Below are 17,406 nucleotides of genomic sequence, written 5' to 3'. Positions count from 1 at the left end.
GCCCCGCGGGCTCCCCCGAAAGGAAACACCCCCGTCATGCGTCGCCTCACAGGGCTCGACCTCACCCGCCTGATACCGCCACGGCCGGTCCGGTCGGCCAAGGAGTCCCGCATCGAGATCGCCTGGCTCGGCGGCGAGTCGCTGCCCCTGACCGTGATACGGCCCGGCATCGCCGTATGTACGGACCCGGACGTGCTCGACGTACGCGAGGCCGACTCCAACCCCGAGCCCGACCTCGAACTGAACGCCAAGGACTACATAAAGGAGATCGACTTCCTGCTCCGGCGGATCGAGTCCTCCGAAGCGGGCAAGCGCCTCGTCGAGTTCCTGGGCCACGCCCATCCACTGCCCGACCCGGACGGCACCTACGGCGGGCCGGAGGACCAGGACGCAGGCATCAGCACGCGGATCCTGTACCGCCACGGCGGCTCCCGGAAGAGCGATCACAAACCGGCGCAGCAGGAGCTCGCGGGGATCAACGTCATCATCGCGCAGGCCACGGACGGCGCCCCCGCCCAGTGGTCGCTGAACTCCAGGCTCAAGGGGCCGCTCTACAACGGCCGGGGCGCGTACTCGGTCGTCTCCTTCCACCCACGGGTGCTGCTGCTCTCCGACGACGTGGCCACGGCTCCCGAAATGGTCCTCGCGCACGAGCTGGTCCACGCCGCGCACGCCCTGGCCGGGACCATGGACGACACGGGTCACGACGAGGCCGAACGCGACAGGATCAAGCAGGCCGCGCTGGCCGAGACCGAGCGGCTGTTCCGCGAGAGGTACGGCACCGGCTACGCGGTCAGCATGAAGGATCCGGGCCCGGTGCACGTACGCGAGACCGGGAAGTCCGAGACGCGCCAGGAGCGCAAGGCGTTCTACACCGCGACGTGCAACGAGGCGTTCCTGAGGTATCTCCACCCGCTCCCGGTCGCGGAGACGGATGGAGGACTCGTCGTGCTGCGCGGCATCGACTGGGAGGAGATCCGCACCCACGGCAGCGACGTGGCCCTGGAGTGGATTGACGGCATGGTGGTGCGGAAGAAGGGCCGGCGGATCTCGCCCTCCCCTGCCGACGTACGGGCCGAGCGGGTGGCCTTCGACCACCACGCCCGCGCGGTCGTACGCGCGGGCCGGCGGGACGCCGACAGCCGCACCGCCCTGCGCAATGCCGCGTCCACCTGGCAGCAGCGCAAGCGCGTGCGCGGCGTCACCGAGGTCGCCATCGCCCGCGACCTGGGCTTCCGGCACCGCATCGCCTACGTCGCGCTGACGAGGGTGGAACGCATTCTCCATCTGGCCGTGCCCCGCAAGGACATCCCTCACCGTCTCTTCGCCGGCGAGAGCAGCTTCGTCTACAGGCGCAACACTTCTTTCCTGGACGCCCTGGCGACGTTCCTGAGCACCGTCGACCGGGACGCGGCGGCCGACGTGCGGGACCACCGGGACAGGATCGGCGCCGCCCGCCTGGAGCAGGGCCAGCTGGTCGAGCAGCGCGCGTGCCATCGCAGCCCGGGCAAACCGGCCGAGACCTCCCGGCCCCGATGGATGAGCCCCGACAGCCTGCCCGAGGAGCAGCGGAAGCAGGCACGGGCGATCGTCAACCAGGCCCGGGCCGGGACCTCGGCCGCCGGCAAGACGCCCTGGGAGACGATCACGGACGTGTACGCGGGGGAGGCGGTCGGCAGCCCCGAACCCCTTACGGGGGACGTGGGCTTCGTCGCCATGGTCCCGGCCAAGGTCAACGACCATCAGAAGCTGCTCACCCTGGCACGCCGCTACCGCGACGAGGCGACCGCGACGAGGCAAGGGTGTGCGCTCGTCATCGGGCTCAACGAGGGCTACCCCTACGGCGAGAGCAACGCCGAGCGCGAGAAGCGCGTCAGCCGGCAGAAGCAGATCATCAAGGACTTTGCCGACGCATGGAAACGGGAGAAACCCGGCTTCCCGGTCGCGGTCCTCTCCTTCCTCTGGCGCGCGCCGAACGGCAGCAAAAGCCTCAGCGATCAGAAGACCATCCCCTACGGCGCCATACGGCAGGCCATCGCCGGGAGCGATCAGGCGCGGGACTTCGCCGAGGCGCTGCACGCCGGCGGCGAGGGATACAAGCGAATCTACTTCCACACCGGCGACGCCGATGTGATCGCGCTCAAGACCCCCCAGGGCACCCCGCTGTTCGACGCCGCGGCGGACCGGCTGCGGCAGAAGAACTGGCCCGACCTCTTCAGCGGCGGCTACCGCCTCCCCGAAGGCGGCGATCCGCGGGTGGACATCGCCACCGCGATGGACCGGGACGTCCGCGTCGCCATGGCGGAGGTCGACCCCAGGACCGTCTACTTCCCGGAACCCAACACCTTCATCAAGCTCCTCGACGGCCTCACCGGCCTGGAGGACGGCGTCAGCTTCGGCACGGGCGACCAGGAAGGAGAAGCCCTGGCGAAGTCTCTCGGGAAGGCCCGAGGCGAGGACAAGGACAACAGGGTGTTCGCCCCCGACTGCTCCGTCGTCACCGATGGCGACAGGCTCGTCAAGGCCATCCTGGCCACGCCCGGGACGGGATCTCTCAGCACACGCGTTGTCGCGCTCCGCCAGTCCTACACACAGAGCCACGCCCGCCGTGAGGAGTGGCGCAAGCGCGTCATCAACCTCTACGAGGTGAAGGCCGATGACGCGATGGGCCTGTCAGAGCTCGTCTTCGACGTGCCGAACGACACCAGGCTGGCGCAACTCGCCGGAATGGACCCGGAGCCGTTCGAGCAGTACGTCACCACGGGCAGAGGGGCGGAGCTCCGCAGGAGCATCATGGAGAAGAACCTCGGCCACCTCATCCAGGCCCAGCCCTCACTCATCAGAATCGCCAACGGCACCCACAAGGCCCTGCTGCGCAACTACGTCGACGCGTACCGCCGGCTGCCGCACTGAGCAGGGAGCGATCGGGGGGACGGAGCGATCGGGGGACGGAAGGATCCGGGGGCCTGATTCCGATGCCGGAGTCAGGCCCCTGGCGCGCCTCCGAGCAGCCGGTTCACGAGCAGTTCCGGATAGCCGGAGGCAGGCGGGTCGATGCCGAAGATCGCCCTCAGATACAGCGGCGCGATGAGCTGGTCGAGGATCTGCTCCAGGGACGGGGGGCTCTCGCCGCGGCCCGCGGCCCGCTCACGGATGCTCTCGATGGCGGCGATCCGGCGCTGGAACTGCTGTGCGCGTTCCCCCTGCGCCGTGTGGCTGCCGGGCATGGACAGGGCGACGGCGCGGATGAGGAGCCGGCCTTCGGGTGTGCGGATGCTCGCCACACCCGCCTCGGCCCAGGCGATGAGGTCGCCGCGCAGGCTGCCGGTGTCCTTCAGCGGCCAGTCGCGTTCGAGGCGGGTGGTGACCACGTCGGCCAGCAGCGCCTCCCGGCTGCCCCAACGCCGGTAAATGCTGGTGTGGTTCACGCCCGCGCGCTGCGCGATCGCGGGGATGGTGAGGTCGGCTCCTTCCGGGTCCGACAGCAGGTCGATCACGGCCTGGTGGACGGCCGAGCGGACCTGCTCGGGGCTCTTACGGATGCGCGGAGACGGCTGTTCTGGGCTCACGATCCATCATAAGCACAGATATTTGCTTCGCGAGGCCCGGAGGGTCTACAGTTCCAGCGCAAGCACAGATCTGTGCTTGCGGTTCTGAGGGGAGTGACATGAAGCAGTTGCTGTTCCCGAACAACACCCAGTTCTGGTACGAGACCCTGCGCTCGATGAGCCACATCGCGTACGGCGGCGCCGACTTCGGCGAGGTCGTCTCGACCAGCGAGCGCATCACCGAGGGTGACTACGACAGCTGGCACACCGAGTGGCTCGCCACCGCCGACCGCGTGTCCGCAGAGGCTGAGAAGGCCCTGGAGGCCGGGCACAAGGTCAGCGCCCGGGACGGGTTCCTGCGAGCCTCGAACTACTACCGGTCGGCGGAGTTCTTCCTGCACGGCAACCCGTGCGACCCCCGTCACGACCACGCCTACGACCGCAGCGTCGCCTGCTTCCGGGCCGCCGCCGCCCTTTACACCGGCCCGCACATCGAGCCGGTGCGCATCCCGTACGAGAACACCACCCTGCCCGGCTACCTCTACCGCGCCGACGACTCCGGCACACCGCGGCCGACCCTGATCATGCACTCCGGCTTCGACGGCACCGCCGAGGAACTCCACTTCAGCGGCGCGCTCGCGGCCGTGGAGCGCGGCTACACCGTGCTGGTCTTCGACGGCCCCGGACAGCCCGGGCCGCGGCACCGCGAGGGCCTGGTCTTCCGCCCCGACTGGGAGAACGTCATCACTCCCGTGGTGGACTTCGCGGAAACCCTCCCCGAGGTCGACAACAGCCGTATCGCGCTGCTCGGCTCCAGCATGGGCGGCCTCCTCGCGCCGCGGGCCGCGGCCTTCGAGCACCGGCTCGCCGCGCTGATCGCCGTCGACGGCGTCTACGACCTCGGCCGGATATCCGTCCGCAACATCCCCGGCGACCGCAAGGCGGCCGAACAGTTCCTGCGCGCGGAGTCCGCCCCCGAACTCGACGCCGCGCTTGAGCAGATCATGGCCGAGGACGCGACGGCACGCTGGGCGATCAACCACGGCATGTACGTCATGGGCGTCGACACCCCCCGCGCCTTCAGCGCCTCCTACCTCGACTACACCCTCGACAACGGCATCGCCGAACAGATCCGGTGCCCCACCCTCGTCTGCGACGCCGCCGGGGACGAATTCTTCAAGGGCCAGCCCGGGCAGCTCTACGACCGCCTCACCTGCCCCAAGACCCTCTTGGTGTTCACCGCCGAAGAAGGCGCCGGCGCCCACTGCCACCCCGGAGCCATGCGGCTCTCCCTCGCCCGCATCTACGACTGGCTCGACGACACCTTCGCCGCGACGGCCTGAGGCTCGTCACTTCCCTTCTCGGCTTCCCTTCGCACTCGAATCCACTCGTAAGGAACTCTCATGACCCGCACCGGCATCAAGGCCGCACTCACCGACCTGCTCCTCAACGACGAGATCACCCTGGATGAGGCCGCCGACCGCCACTTCACCCCCGACTACCGCCAGCGCACGGACGGCGAGTGGGCCGACCGAACCCAGTTCCTCGACCACATCGCCCACCTCCGCACGCTCGTCGCCGGCGGCGAAATCGACGTGCACGAAGAGCTGTACGACGGCAACAAGTACGCCGACCGGCACACCTGCCACATCACGAAGAAGGACGGCTCGACCGTCAGCATGGAGGTCTACGTCTTCGCCGACCTCGCCCCCGACGGCCGCTTCCAGCGCATAGAGGAGACCACCCTGATGCTCAAGGGCTCCGACGCCGACCGCAACCTCGGCAGCGTCCGCTGAAGAGTGAGCCGTAGGCGAGGCGGGGTGATCGTCCCCGGTCTCAGCCACGATGCGGGCGGCGAGCCGGCCTGCGGCGGCAACCGCCGACCCGCGGACCCGTCAGCGGCACCGGCGGGCGTTGAGACGGGCGGCCTGGCGTGTCAGGTGGTCGCGCTCGGCGAGGTTGGGGGCCTTGTGGGCCGCCTCGGCGTACAGCCGGGCCGCCGTCGCCAGGTCGCCGTCGCGCTCGTGGAGGTACGCCGCCACCGCGGCGTGGCGGGGCAGTGAGGCGTCCAGCGCCGCGAGCGCCGTCAGGCCGGCGCGCGGTCCGTCGGCCTCTCCGACGGCGACCGCGCGGTTGAGCCGGACGACGGGGTTGTCGGTCAGGCGCGTGAGCTCGTCGTACCACTCGACGATCTGCACCCAGTCGGTCTCCTCGGCAGTGGGCGCGTCGGCGTGGAGGGCGGCGATGGCGGCCTGGGCCTGGAACTCGCCCAGCCGGTCGCGGGCGAGGGCCGCCTGGAGGATCCCGACGCCCTCGGCGATCAAAGCGGTGTCCCACCGGCCGCGGTCCTGCTCGGCGAGCGGCACCAGGCTGCCGTCGGACGCGGTCCGGGCGGCACGCCGGGCGTGGTGGAGCAGCATGAGGGCGAGGAGCCCCGCCGCCTCGGGGTGGTCGACGGCGGCCGCGAGCTGCCGGGTGAGCCGGATGGCCTCGGCGGCGAGGTCGACGTCGCCGGAGTAGCCCTCGTTGAAGACCAGGTAGAGGACGCGGAGCACGGTGGCGACGTCGCCGGGCTGGTCGAACCGTACGCCGGAGACCGTGCGCTTCGCCCGGCTGATGCGCTGCGCCATGGTCGCCTCCGGCACCAGGTAGGCCTCGGCGATCTGGCGAGTGGTGAGGCCGCCGACGGCGCGCAGGGTGAGCGCGACCGCGGACGCCGGGGTCAGTGACGGGTGGGCGCACAGGAAGTAGAGCTGGAGCGTGTCGTCCACCGCGGGTGCGGGCCCGGGTGCCGGTTCCTCGTCGACGAGGTCCTCACGGCGGCGGCGGGCGGCATCCGCCCGGGTCGCGTCGAGGAACCGGTGCCAGGCCACGGTGACCAGCCAGCCCTTCGCATCCCGCGGAGGGTCGGCCGGCCAGACGCGGACCGCCTGGAGCAGTGCCTCCTGCACGGCGTCCTCGGCCGCCGCGAAGTCAGCGCCGCGGCGGACGAGGATCGCGAGCACACCGGGGGTGAGGCTGCGCAGCAGCGCCTCATCCATGGAAAGTGCAGTCCGTGACGGTGGGCGGCTCGGCCAGGAACGGGCGCAGCTCCAGCCACTCGTGGATCGGCTTCCCGCCTGCGCCCGGGGCGGCCGACAGCTCTCCGGCCAGTTCGAGGGCGCGCTCGTAACTGTCGACGTCGATCACCATCCACCCGGCGATGAGGTCCTTGGTCTCGGCGAACGGGCCGTCGGTGACCGGCGGGCGGCCCTCGCCGTCGTACCGGACCCACGTTCCCTCGGGGGCGAGCGCCTGCCCGTCGACGAACTCGCCGCTCTTCTCCAGCCGGGCCGCGAAGTCGTTCATGTACTGCACGTGGGCCGAGATCTCCTCCGGCGTCCACTTCTCCATCGGCACGTCGTTGACCGGGGCCGGGGCGCCGCGGTAGTGCTTGAGCAGCAAGTACTTGGCCATCGTGGTTCTCCTCAGTGCGCTGGTGCGACCCATTCCATTGTGGTCGCGTTCAATGCGGGGACGGAGCCGGACGCGGGTTCTCGACATCACCGCCCGGATTTTTTTGGGATCTCGTGGATGAGCGTGGGGGAGCCGTCTCCCGGCGGCGTCGTGCGCATACTTCCTGCCCGGGCGCCCGGAGCGTACAGGCACCGCGCCCCCTGCGTCCCGGGGCCGGCTGATGCATGCTCAGGAAACGATCTTGATGTCGGGCTGCTTCCCGGGCAGGCTCGGTACGACGATCATCCGGTGGTAGTGGCCCGTCAGGGGTGGCTCGCCGACCGGGAGGCCGTCGACCTCTACCCAGGCATGGGCGCGGAATGGTGCGGTGCGTACTCCCGTACACCAGTCGGGCCAGGTCCCGCGCATCCGGCACAGCAGCGCGGTGGCCACGGAGCGTTGCAGACAGCCCTCTCCGGCACACCGCGCGCTCACCGCGACGACGGCCCGGCGCGCGGTGAGGGCCTGCTCCGCTGTGGCGGGGGCGGCCCCGCGCCGGAGCAACGACAGCACGCGGCGGATGCGGTGGGGCTTGAGCGCAACGAGCAGCCGGGCCGCGGCGGTGGCCAGGAGCACCGCGGGACGGCGGCGCAGGGGCAGGGGATCGCGGGCTGCCGGCACCATCGGCTGGCTCATGCGGGCACCACCAGCCGGGCCTCGACCAGGGAGTCGATGAACGCGGCCGTGTCACTGCGGGAGCGTTCGACGGTGAGGTGGGGGTAGGCCTCGCGGAGCCTGCCGGCCGTGTCGGGTGGTGCGGCGCCGCCGAGCAGGGCGCGGAGGATGAGGGCCGCGGTCCCGTTGAGCTGCCAGTACCGGCCGGTGACCTCGTCGAGCAGCACCATGCCGTCCTCGGTGTCCGTCGCACAGACGTTATGGCGCAGGGCGAGGCTCACAATGCTCCTTGGGTGGTCGCGGGGCTCGGTGGGCAGGTGCTCCCGGCACGGGTACGGAGCCAGATCTCGGTGCCCAGGCCGGGGCTGAGGGAGCGCAGAGAGCTCGGGTCGGGGTGGACCCCGAGCAAGCTGGTGCGGATAGCCGTGGTGTCGATCAGTCCGGCGCGGGCGAGCTGTGAGTCGTCGAACAGCTCCACCAGCGCGGCCCGGTTGCGGCGCAGGCTGTGGTGGAAGTCGACGCTGTATTCGCCTTTGGAGCACCGGCACAGGACGGAGTCGGGGACGATTCCGTCCATCGCGGCGGCGAGAACCGGTTTGTACCGGCCGGGTGTGCTGCGTTCGGGCACGCGGATGGCGAGCGCCGCCTCGAGAACGTTGTCGTCGATGTAGGGCGCGGCGTAGGCCAGCCCCTTGCGGGAGAAGACATGCTCCAGCTGGCGGACGCCGCGTCCACCGGCCTGCACGCAGGCGAGCGCCACGTGCTGTCCCCGTCGGGGCGCGAGGGCCTCGGCGGTCCCGGCGGCCTCGCGGAGCAGGCTCTGCGCGGCGCGCACCGCGTCGGGGGTCGCCCATGAGGGCATGCGCAGGTCCATGCCCCATCCCGTCGAGGGGGCACGGCGACCTGGTGCGGTGGGAGGGGGCTCCGGCTCAGTGAGGCTGTCCGCCCAGGCGGCCAGCCACTGGGCGAAGGTCCGGCGGTCGGCGAGCCGGCGCAGCAGCGGCCACAAGGGCCAGTGCTGGGAGTCGCGGTGTGTGCGGATGCGGGCGAACGCGGCCATCGGATTGCTTCGGATGTAGTCGTGCAGGTGCGGGGGCAGCGCGGAGAAGAGTTCGTCGCCGCCTCCGCCCATCATGTGCAGGCGCGATCCGCGGGCGGTCATGAGACGGGCCATCGTCGCGATTCTGGCGCTGTCGCGTACCCAGGGGCCCGGTTCGTCGGTAGGGACCGTGGTGCCGGTCAGATCCGTCAAGCCGCTGTACCACAGGGGCCATTCATGGGCGGAGGGTGTCACATGCTCGATGCCGGGGAGCATGGCGGTGGCGTGTGCTGCCCAGGTGTTGTCGTCGTTGTCGGGGTCGAGGCTCTGCCAGCGCAGGGTCACCAGCCGGGCCTTCTCCGGCTGCCTCCGGTCCTGCTCCTGGGCGGCCAGGAAGCACAGGCTGGTGGAGTCCAGCCCTCCTGAGAGATCCGAGCTCACCGTGCCGCCGTCGGCCATGCAAGCACGCACCGCGGCGGTCAGCGCCTCGCGCACCGCGGGCACCCCTTGTTCCAGGGGGAGTTCCGCCTCCGGAGGGCTCCACCACCGTTGTGTACGGGCCCGCCCGTCTGCTTCGATCAGCAGGCAGTCATGGAGGCGCAGGCCCTGGACGCCCCGCCACACGCACCGCTCGTCCAAGGGATACGGAAGGGGCGAGGCCAGGAGGTGCAGAGCCAGGAGCTCCTCGTCCACGCCCGGCCCGGCCCCCGTGGCGGCCGCGGCCGCCACGGCGAGTCTGTCCGCTCTGTCGGCGGCCACCACCGCCCCGCCCACGCGTGCGTGGAAGAGCCGCCGCACCCCGGATGCGCTGCCCCGGGCCCGGACCCGGCCGTCCACCGAGGCCAGCAGATGAAAACTGCCCGTCAGGCCCTGGGCTGCCCGCTCCACGTCCGCGAGGTCACGGACCCGGCCGGCCCGCGCGGACAGCTCCCCGGCGGTGACCGGGCAGCGCCCGATCACCGCCAGCCGCCGGGCCCCTGCCGCACCCACCGTCACATGGCCGTCCGGCCAGCTGCCCAGCAACCACGGCCGGCCGGAATGGTGAGCGACGGCCTCAGTGGCCCAGGGGCGCAGCAGTCGCGCCGCGGCCGAGCCCGACTCACCGTCCGGAAGGACCGCGAACCACACGTCACCGGTCACAGGCTGACGGCTCCGGCCTCAGCTCGGGCCCAGATACCACTCATAGGGAGGGAATCCGCCCTCATAGTGCGCCCCGAGGGCCTCGCCGCGCGTGAGGTCGGCGAAGTCACCGACCTCCACCATCACCGGCGGTTCGTACAACTCCTGCTGATCCATAAAGAACTCCCCCTGCTGTCAGTACTCAGTACTCAGTGCGGAATCTGCACCTAGCCCGGAAGTGCCCACAACATCCCGGACTACGCCCAGTGGCGATACAACCCGCCTGAAAGAGTGACAGGTGCCAACGCCTGAGCACATAGGGACGCCGGGCGGTGCGGAACGCCGGTTCGGCTGACCGGGGTTGTTCGGCAGTCTTCCCGGCGGTTCATCACCGGCGGGCAGCGCGTCCACCATTCTGGAGACGCTGCTCGGACCGGGCGGTACCCGAGTCGGTGCCGATCGCGCGGGCCGTGTTGCGCGTCAGCCGGTGAACCCCGGCACTACCAGACCCGATTCGTACGCGATCACCACCGCGTGGGTCCGGTTCTGCGCACCGAGCTTGGTCAGCACGTTCCCGACGTGCGTCTTCACCGTCTCCAGGCTCACCATGAGCGACTGCGCGATCTCCGGGTTGGACAGGCCGGTGGCCATCAGCCGCAGCACCTCTTCCTCCCGCCCAGTCAGCTCCGCCCTCGGCAGCGCTTCTGCGGAGCCCAGCGGGCGGGCGGCGACCATCCGGCGCAGGGCCGCCGGGAAGAGGATCGCCTCCCCCGTCGCCACCACGCGTACCGCCTCGGCGATCTGCCGGACCGGAAGCCGCTTGAGCACGAACCCGCTGGCCCCCGCGCTGAGCGCCGCAGTGACGTAACCGTCGTTCTCGAAGGTGGTGATCACCACGACCTTCGGCGGTCCGACCGACCGGGCCGCCCCGGTCGGCTCGGCAAGGAGGAGCCGGGTGGCCTCGATCCCGTTGCACCTCGGCATGCGCACATCCATCAGGACCACGTCCGGCCGCAGCCGCCGCGCCTGCTCGACGGCCTCGACGCCGTCGGCTGCTTCTCCAACCACCGCGATCCCCGGCTGCGCCGCGAGCAAGGTGCGCAGACCGCTGCGGGTCACCTCATCGTCGTCCGCAATCAGGAGGGTGACGGGGGTACGGGCAGGGCTGGTGGCGGCGGAGTGGGAGCCGACACCCGTCATGGCGGCTGAGCTCGCGTCGGAGGCGGTCATGCCGAGCCCCGTACCGGCAGCCGGACCGCCAGCCGCCACTGCCGCGGCCCGTCCGGGCCGACCTCGATCTCACCGTGCAACAGCCGCACGCGCTCGGCAAGGCCGGGCAGGCCGTGCCCGGACGTCCGGAAGACACCCGCGCCCGTACGCATGCCCGCGCCCGTGCCCGCCCCATTGACCACACCGAGCTCAAGGCAGTCCGGCGTGACCGCCACCCGGACCCCGATCGGGCCGCCCGTCCCGTGCCGCAACGCGTTCGTCAGCCCTTCCTGGAGAATCCGGTACGCGGCCCGGGAGAGCGTCCCCTGCACCTGCGCCAACTCGCCGGACAGCTCCACATCAAGGACCGCGCCCGCGTGCCGCAACCGGTCGAGCAGCTCGGGCAGGTCAGCCAGGGTCCGGGTCGGTGCCGTCTCCGCCGTCTCCACCGTCTCCTCGCGCAGTACGCCCAGTACGTAGTCCAGGTCCTCCAGCGCGGCCCTGGCCGACTCCTCGATGCTGCGCAGCGCGGCCCGCGCCGCCCCCGGGTCGGCGGAGAGTACCTCGCCCGCGACCGCCGCCTGGATCGTGGTCGCGGTCAGCGTGTGCCCGATCGAGTCGTGCAACTCATGGGCCAACCTGTTGCGTTCGGCAAGGCGCTGCTCCCGCTCGGCCATCAGCGCGAGCCGCTCGGCCGACGAAGGACCCAGGAGCCTGGGCGCCAGCCACCGCAGCACGCTCGTCACCACCACGCACACGACCGCCGCGAGCAGCAGGCAGCAGAGCGCCACCAGCCAGCTCTGCCATACGCCGTCGGAGCGCAGCGACCAGCCGAACAGACTCAGCCCGGCTTCGGCACCGAGCCCGAGCCAGTCCCCGGGGAGGGCAATCCCCATGAGGATCAGCACGCCGCTCGTCAGCGCCCCCGTCCACCCCAGCGCCACGTGCAGCAGCAACCAGAGGGGAGTCCGCCGGCGGTCGGCGCCGGATGGCACGGCGGCAGGGGCCGGCAACGGCACCCTCAGAAGTTGGCGGGCGAACGCGATCAGTGCCCGCCGCACGGTGCGGGCAAAACCGACCGAGCCGATCAGTACTGCCCAGACCAGGAGGACCAGGACGGCCTGCACTCCATAGGGAGCGGATGGCAACGCCAGTGTCGGCAGCACAGCGAAAGGCAGCAGCGGAAGGCTCGCCAACGCGCCGCAATAGGCGAACAGCATGCCCGAATACGTGGAGCCGCGCAGCAGCGGCCGGAGTCCCCTGATCATTATCGCCCCAATATGACCGGGCAGCTCACCGATGACCTCCCCCGATCGAGGGAGCACCTTCTCCCGCCTTTCCGCGATGCGCATCCGGGACCCCGGAAGCCAGGATCGTGCCCTGAACAGTTGACCGGAGGACGTTTGATGAACACGCAAGGAATAGAGATGCCGCCGCATCACACCGCATCGGTCTCATCGACCTCATCGGCCAACGGCCCGGCCGGGGCCGCCATGGTGCTCGGGGTCGTCGGCTTGTGCACGTCGATCTTCTTCATCGGCGGCCTGTTCGGCGGCATCGGCCTGATCGTGGGCATCGTTGCCCTGACGACGGCCAAGCGGACCGGTATCGGCCGGGGCAAGGCCCTCACCGGCGTGGTGACGTCGGCCATCGCGATCGTGGTGTCCGTCCTGGTCGCCGTCTTCTTCGTCTGGTACGCCAACAAGACGCAGGAGTGCTACCAGCCCGACAGTTTCCAGCAGTACAAGCAGTGCGTCCACCAGCAGCTCACCGGGAATTGACCGGCGACGGGCGACGGGCTACTTCTCCCAGCAAGGATGAGCATCACCGTGCGAAACACACGAATTGCCTCTCTCATATCCGTCGGCGCCGTGACGGCTTCCCTTTCGGCACTTACACCTGCAACGGCCTCTTCTCTATCTGATGCCGCCGCGGCCAAGGACCCTCTGCGGCAGTACACGCAACAGACTCCACGGTGGCAGCGCTGCAACGCGAAGAACCCTGCCACCTATCAGTGCGCGACACTCAAGGTGCCGCTGGACTACAGCGATCCCGGAGGCAAGAAGACGGACATCGCGATATCCCGGCTCAAGGCAAGCAGCGCGAAGGAACGTCGCGGCGTTCTGCTGCTCAACCCCGGCGGCCCCGGCGGGCCGGGCCTGGATTTGCCCGTCAGCGTGGGAGCGGACCTCCCCGGGGAGGTGAAGAGACAGTACGACCTCACCGGGTTCGACCCCAGGGGCGTCGGGCAGAGCTCGCCGGTCAGCTGCAGTCTGACCGCCGACGAACAGGACTTGGAGCGCCCGTACAAGACCGGGACCTTTGCGAAGGATGTGGAGTGGGCCCGTACGGTGGCCGTCAAGTGCCAGGCCGAGGAAGGTGACAGGCTGCGCCACCTCACCACCCGCAACACCGCTCGCGACATGGACGTCATCCGTGCCGTGCTGGGAGAGAAGAAGATCTCCTACCTGGGATTCTCCTACGGCACCTACCTCGGCGCCGTCTACACGCAGATGTTCCCCCGGCGAACCGACCGGTTCGTGCTGGACAGTGCGGCCGACCCCGCGCGGTACGGGCGAGGCATGTTCCAGGCGATGGCGGAGAGGGCCGGGCCCGCCTTCACACGCTGGACCGAATGGACTGCCCGGCGACACACGACGTACGAACTGGGTCGTACCCCGGCCGCGGTCCGCAAGACGTACTGGGACCTCATCGCCCGGGCCGACCGCAAACCCATCGACTACGGTGGGACGCTCTTCACCGGTGACACCATTCGCGCTCAGCGCGCCATGTTCTCCCGCGTTCAGAAGGCCGCCGCATGGGTCGCCGGGCTGAAGAAGGCGGCCGAGGGCAAGAAGCCGGCTCCGCCCGGCACGCCCGAGCAGGCCCCGAGCCCCCTCCCGCCGGCGTCCTCCCGTGACACTCCCCCGGACAATGAAACCGCGAGCGCCTGGGCTGTCCTCTGTGCCGACACCCGCACGTCGTGGCCGCGCGACCCCGAGCAGTACCGCCGCGACGCGATCCGCGACAAGAACCGGTATCCGCTGTCCGGCGACTTCGACTCCAACATCAAACCGTGCGCCTTCTGGAAACCGGGCAGCGAACCCCAGACAACAGTGACCAACAAGGTCCCTGTACTCATCCTGCAAAACGAGTGGGACCCTGCCACGCCCCTGGCCGGAGGCCAGGCCATGCACCGGGCCCTGCGCGGATCCCGGATCGTCACCGTCGCCGGCGGAGAGGGACACATCGTCAACGGCACCAACCCCTGCGCAGACAAGACCGCCACGGTCTACCTGACCACGGGCAGGCTCCCGGCCAAGGACCTGACCTGCCGAGCACCTGCCGGGTAGAAGGCGAAACCCCCGGCAGGCACCGCTCTTCGTCCGGTGGTGGCATCTGGGGGATGATGCGATGGTCTCCTCACCCATGACCTTCATGACGCCGCCGCCCACCAGCAGAGCGTCACGAGCCCCGGCACCGTCCGGCGAGACCGCCCGCCATTCGCGCGGTGTGCGGCCGGTGGCCTTGGCGACGTCGGCGAGCTTGCAGGGGCGGGGCCACGGCCAAGGCGTCTCCGCGGGGCTCAACTCCGGGGCGTGCCGGGGGCGTCGAGGTCACTCGCGGCCGCACGACCCCGGAGAGGGGCTTTGTCGGCAGCCCCGCCTATCCCCCTTCGAGGTTTGTGTTTCCTCCCTTCAGAACCTCCCGCCTCGCGTGCATACTGGGGGCCCGGAAAGTTACCCGGGGTACGCGGCCGACGGTCCGGGATCCTCCTCGGGCGTTACCGGGGCCGGGGTCTGACGGTGCGTCATTCGGCGGGATCGTCGGAGGAGGTCACCCGAGGTTCCCTCTTCGGTCGGCACCCATGGGAAACATCGCGCGTGGCCCGAGTCCCACACTTCTCAGGAGCCGTCTTGCACATACCGAAATATGTCACCGCCGTCTGTGCCACCGCCGCGGCGACGGTCTTGGCCACCTCCACGTCCGCGGCCGCGGAGACCGGCCCTGAGCAGGACAATTTCCTTCCCGCTATGGTCCATTCCATCCTCCACCTCGACATCGATCCGCCGGGCGCCAATGACTGGAACTGCCGTCCCAGCGCCGCCCACCCGCGTCCGGTCGTTCTGGTGCACGGGACCTACGAGAACCGCTACAACAACTGGGCCCGGATGTCCCCCGAGTTGAAGGCCCGGGGCTACTGCGTCTACGCCCTCGACTACGGCGACACCGACGACGCCGGAGTGGCTCTCGCTCCCACCGTCAAGGGTTACGGAGACATCAGGAAGTCCTCCAAAGAGCTGGCCGCCTTCGTGGACAAGGTGCTCGCCGCCAGCGGCTCCGGCCAGGTGGACCTTGTCGGCCACTCCCAGGGCGGGACCCTGTCCCGGTGGTATCTCAAGGCCGACGGAGGCGCGAACCCGACCGACCCCTCGAAGAACAAGGTCAAGAAGGTCGTCCAGCTCGGCGCGACCAACCACGGCACCACCATGAGCGGCATCGAGACTCTCGCCGACATGCTCCACATGCTGGGCCCCGGGGAGAAGCCCTTGGGGAAGGCGGGCATCCAGCAGTACGAGAAGTCAGACTTCATCAAGGAGCTCAACGCCGACGGGGACACCGTTCCCGGGATCGACTACACCGTGGTCGGCACGAAGTACGACGAGATCACCACCCCCTGGCAGAGCACGTTCATGACGGCGGGCCCCGGAGCAACGGTGCAGAACATCACCTTGCAGGAGGGCTGCGTCGTCGACTTCTCCGCCCATCTGAGCATGTCGTACAGCCCGCGTGCGATCGGATTGGTCAAGCGGGCCCTGGACCCCTCAGCCCCGGCGGCTCCCTGTGTGCCGAGGGCGCCCGCCTTCTGATTCCGGCCCGAAGGTCCGCCTCCATGATCGCCCGGGGTGGCGGGCAGGCGCTGCTGTTATGCCCCGGCCACCGCTTGATCACCGAACAGGAGCCCTGTTCGGTGATCAAGCTGCTGAGCGGCACTCCGCCCTCAGTCCAGGCAGAATTCGTTTCCTTCCGGGTCGGTCATCACGATGATCCCCTCGTCCATGCCATCGGGGTCGAGCCGGTACAGCCGCTTCGCTCCCAGCCCCTCCAGCCTGGTGGCCTCCGCCTCCAGCGCGACCATCCGCTCGTCCCCGGTCAGGCCGGGTGCTGAGCGCACATCCAGGTGCAAGCGGTTCTTCGCCGTCTTTCCTTCCGGGACCTTCTGGAAGAACACCCGCGGCCCCTTGCCGTCCGGATCCGTGATGGCTGACCGGTCGTTGTGACGCTCAGGCGGTACGCCCCACGCCGTCAGCGCAGCCGCCCAGTCAGCGAAGCCCTCGGGCGGCGGCTGGATGCGATAGCCCAGCGCCTGAGCCCAGAACGCCGCCTGCGCGCCCGGATCGGCGCAGTCGTAAGTCACCTGGAATTCCTTGGCCATGCCGCCTCCGACCACTCGAAACCTGCCCGCGTCCTCGCCCCGGTCAATTCCCGGAACGTACCGCCATCCTCGCACCGCCCACTGACAAGCCGCTTCATCGGACCCCGATGCCGGTCACCCGCCTCCGTGAAGCCTTTACCCGCCACCTTCAGCGCCCCCCTCCCCCTCCGTGAGCGCGGCCGGCATCCGCTGGTCTCCCCGAGCAACCGTGCGGTCCGCCCAAGCACGGTGGCGAGTTCGTCTTCGGCGGTCCCCGACCGGGACACCGAGCAGGCCGTGGCCGTCACCAGCACCCGGCTCTACGGGAAGGCGACCGCGCAGGCATGGGATGGGACCGGCTGCACCCGAGGCTGACCAGGCGGGCGGCCCGGCTCAACCACGACGGGGCCCTGCCTCTCGTCGAGGGCACCGCCCTCCGTCTGGTCGCGGAGAAGCTGCCCAGCAAAGACGGTGTGAACAAGCGGTCTGGCTGTGGTGGTCGGGCACCGACGCCACCACGCACGGCGTGGGCCGCTGCCGGCAGTCCTTCCTCCGCCGCTTCGACATCAAGCGCACGTTCCGCCCGTCCGCCGGCCACCGACCTCCGTCGGTCCTGGGAGAAGCCGGCCCCGCCCAACGAACTCACACCCGCCCGCGTCCGTAGGGGGTTCAGGAACCTGCACACGAAGACCGGCTCTCCGGCCAGTGCACCAAAACCGACACGCCCCGGCCGCCCGCCAGGCTCGCAGAGCCACCGCCGGGCGCCGGGCCACGCGACATGACATGGGCAGAGTCTTCGCGACCGGTGAGGCATGCAGCCGCCCAATGGGCTGGGGCCGGCCGTCGGAGCAGGTCGAGCAGTACCTCGGCTCGCTGGCCAAGGATGACCGGCCCACGGCATATCTCTTCCGGTGCCGGTCCTGCGCGGCCCACCTCGCCTACTCCGACTGCCCGTAGGCGTACGG

The 17,406-nt window shown here is 70.1% G+C and carries 17 protein-coding genes; 7 read left to right on the top strand and 10 right to left on the bottom strand.

Annotation, left to right across the window (positions count from 1 at the left end; all coding sequences use genetic code 11):
- The first annotated feature begins 36 nt into the window (after positions 1 to 36).
- On the top strand, positions 37 to 2,913 hold the full coding sequence (locus D7231_RS01845) for a M91 family zinc metallopeptidase (protein ID WP_120753102.1): 2,877 nt from the start codon (positions 37 to 39) through the stop codon (positions 2,911 to 2,913).
- A 71-nt stretch (positions 2,914 to 2,984) separates the two neighbouring features.
- Here the strand turns inward: D7231_RS01845 and D7231_RS01840 are convergent, their stop codons facing one another.
- The gene (locus D7231_RS01840) at positions 2,985 to 3,569 is read right to left on the bottom strand and encodes a TetR/AcrR family transcriptional regulator (RefSeq protein WP_120753101.1); all 585 of its coding nucleotides are present in this window, start codon (positions 3,567 to 3,569) and stop codon (positions 2,985 to 2,987) included.
- A 98-nt stretch (positions 3,570 to 3,667) separates the two neighbouring features.
- On the opposite strand from D7231_RS01840, the gene D7231_RS01835 reads away from it, so the two are divergent.
- On the top strand, positions 3,668 to 4,891 hold the full coding sequence (locus D7231_RS01835; RefSeq protein WP_120753100.1) for an alpha/beta hydrolase family protein: 1,224 nt from the start codon (positions 3,668 to 3,670) through the stop codon (positions 4,889 to 4,891).
- Positions 4,892 to 4,951: 60 nt separating this feature from the next.
- Entirely contained in the window at positions 4,952 to 5,344 is a 393-nt protein-coding gene (locus D7231_RS01830; RefSeq protein ID WP_120753099.1) for a nuclear transport factor 2 family protein, read from the top strand.
- Between the two features lie 99 nt (positions 5,345 to 5,443).
- On the opposite strand, the gene D7231_RS01825 is transcribed toward D7231_RS01830, so the two are convergent.
- The 8 genes from D7231_RS01825 to D7231_RS01790 all read right to left on the bottom strand — a co-directional run bounded on the left by D7231_RS01825 (position 5,444) and on the right by D7231_RS01790 (position 12,377).
- Entirely contained in the window at positions 5,444 to 6,589 is a 1,146-nt protein-coding gene (locus tag D7231_RS01825) for an RNA polymerase sigma factor (RefSeq protein WP_120753098.1), read from the bottom strand.
- Entirely contained in the window at positions 6,582 to 7,004 is a 423-nt protein-coding gene (locus tag D7231_RS01820; protein ID WP_120753097.1) for a YciI family protein, read from the bottom strand. Before D7231_RS01820 ends, D7231_RS01825 begins: the two co-directional genes overlap by 8 nt.
- Positions 7,005 to 7,232: 228 nt before the next feature.
- Positions 7,233 to 7,679, bottom strand: coding sequence for a lasso peptide biosynthesis B2 protein (locus tag D7231_RS01815; RefSeq protein WP_120753096.1), 447 nt, complete (start codon positions 7,677 to 7,679; stop codon positions 7,233 to 7,235).
- Positions 7,676 to 7,939 carry a lasso peptide biosynthesis PqqD family chaperone gene (locus D7231_RS01810; protein WP_241999515.1) on the bottom strand — a complete coding sequence of 88 codons (264 nt, stop codon included), beginning with the start codon at positions 7,937 to 7,939 and terminating at the stop codon, positions 7,676 to 7,678. The genes D7231_RS01815 and D7231_RS01810 overlap by 4 nt, the downstream gene beginning before the upstream one ends.
- Complete coding sequence (locus tag D7231_RS01805) at positions 7,936 to 9,837, bottom strand: asparagine synthase-related protein (RefSeq protein ID WP_120753095.1); 1,902 nt, start codon at positions 9,835 to 9,837, stop codon at positions 7,936 to 7,938. The genes D7231_RS01810 and D7231_RS01805 overlap by 4 nt, the downstream gene beginning before the upstream one ends.
- Before the next feature lie 18 nt (positions 9,838 to 9,855).
- Complete coding sequence (locus tag D7231_RS01800; RefSeq protein ID WP_120753094.1) at positions 9,856 to 9,993, bottom strand: lasso RiPP family leader peptide-containing protein; 138 nt, start codon at positions 9,991 to 9,993, stop codon at positions 9,856 to 9,858.
- A gap of 303 nt (positions 9,994 to 10,296) precedes the next feature.
- On the bottom strand, positions 10,297 to 11,016 hold the full coding sequence (locus D7231_RS01795) for a response regulator transcription factor (protein ID WP_120753392.1): 720 nt from the start codon (positions 11,014 to 11,016) through the stop codon (positions 10,297 to 10,299).
- A gap of 26 nt (positions 11,017 to 11,042) precedes the next feature.
- On the bottom strand, positions 11,043 to 12,377 hold the full coding sequence (locus tag D7231_RS01790; protein ID WP_277875527.1) for a sensor histidine kinase: 1,335 nt from the start codon (positions 12,375 to 12,377) through the stop codon (positions 11,043 to 11,045).
- A gap of 75 nt (positions 12,378 to 12,452) precedes the next feature.
- Here D7231_RS01790 and D7231_RS01785 point away from each other — a divergent pair, with 75 nt between their 5' ends.
- The 3 genes from D7231_RS01785 to D7231_RS01775 all read left to right on the top strand — a co-directional run bounded on the left by D7231_RS01785 (position 12,453) and on the right by D7231_RS01775 (position 15,896).
- Positions 12,453 to 12,806: a DUF4190 domain-containing protein gene (locus tag D7231_RS01785; protein WP_120753093.1), complete on the top strand. Its 354-nt coding sequence runs from the start codon at positions 12,453 to 12,455 to the stop codon at positions 12,804 to 12,806.
- 36 nt (positions 12,807 to 12,842) lie between these two features.
- Entirely contained in the window at positions 12,843 to 14,378 is a 1,536-nt protein-coding gene (locus D7231_RS01780) for an alpha/beta hydrolase (RefSeq protein WP_120753092.1), read from the top strand.
- Positions 14,379 to 15,059: 681 nt separating this feature from the next.
- Positions 15,060 to 15,896, top strand: coding sequence for an esterase/lipase family protein (locus tag D7231_RS01775; RefSeq protein ID WP_120753091.1), 837 nt, complete (start codon positions 15,060 to 15,062; stop codon positions 15,894 to 15,896).
- A gap of 131 nt (positions 15,897 to 16,027) precedes the next feature.
- On the opposite strand, the gene D7231_RS01770 is transcribed toward D7231_RS01775, so the two are convergent.
- Positions 16,028 to 16,462: a VOC family protein gene (locus tag D7231_RS01770; protein ID WP_120753391.1), complete on the bottom strand. Its 435-nt coding sequence runs from the start codon at positions 16,460 to 16,462 to the stop codon at positions 16,028 to 16,030.
- 762 nt (positions 16,463 to 17,224) lie between these two features.
- Between D7231_RS01770 and D7231_RS37300 the strand changes: the two genes are divergently transcribed.
- Positions 17,225 to 17,398: a CbrC family protein gene (locus D7231_RS37300; protein ID WP_241999513.1), complete on the top strand. Its 174-nt coding sequence runs from the start codon at positions 17,225 to 17,227 to the stop codon at positions 17,396 to 17,398.
- Positions 17,399 to 17,406 lie beyond the last annotated feature (8 nt).

This window comes from Streptomyces klenkii (assembly GCF_003626645.1).
GTDB lineage: Bacteria > Actinomycetota > Actinomycetes > Streptomycetales > Streptomycetaceae > Streptomyces > Streptomyces klenkii.
Note: the sequence above shows the minus strand (reverse complement) of the source record. Positions and strands in the feature narration are given on the sequence as shown.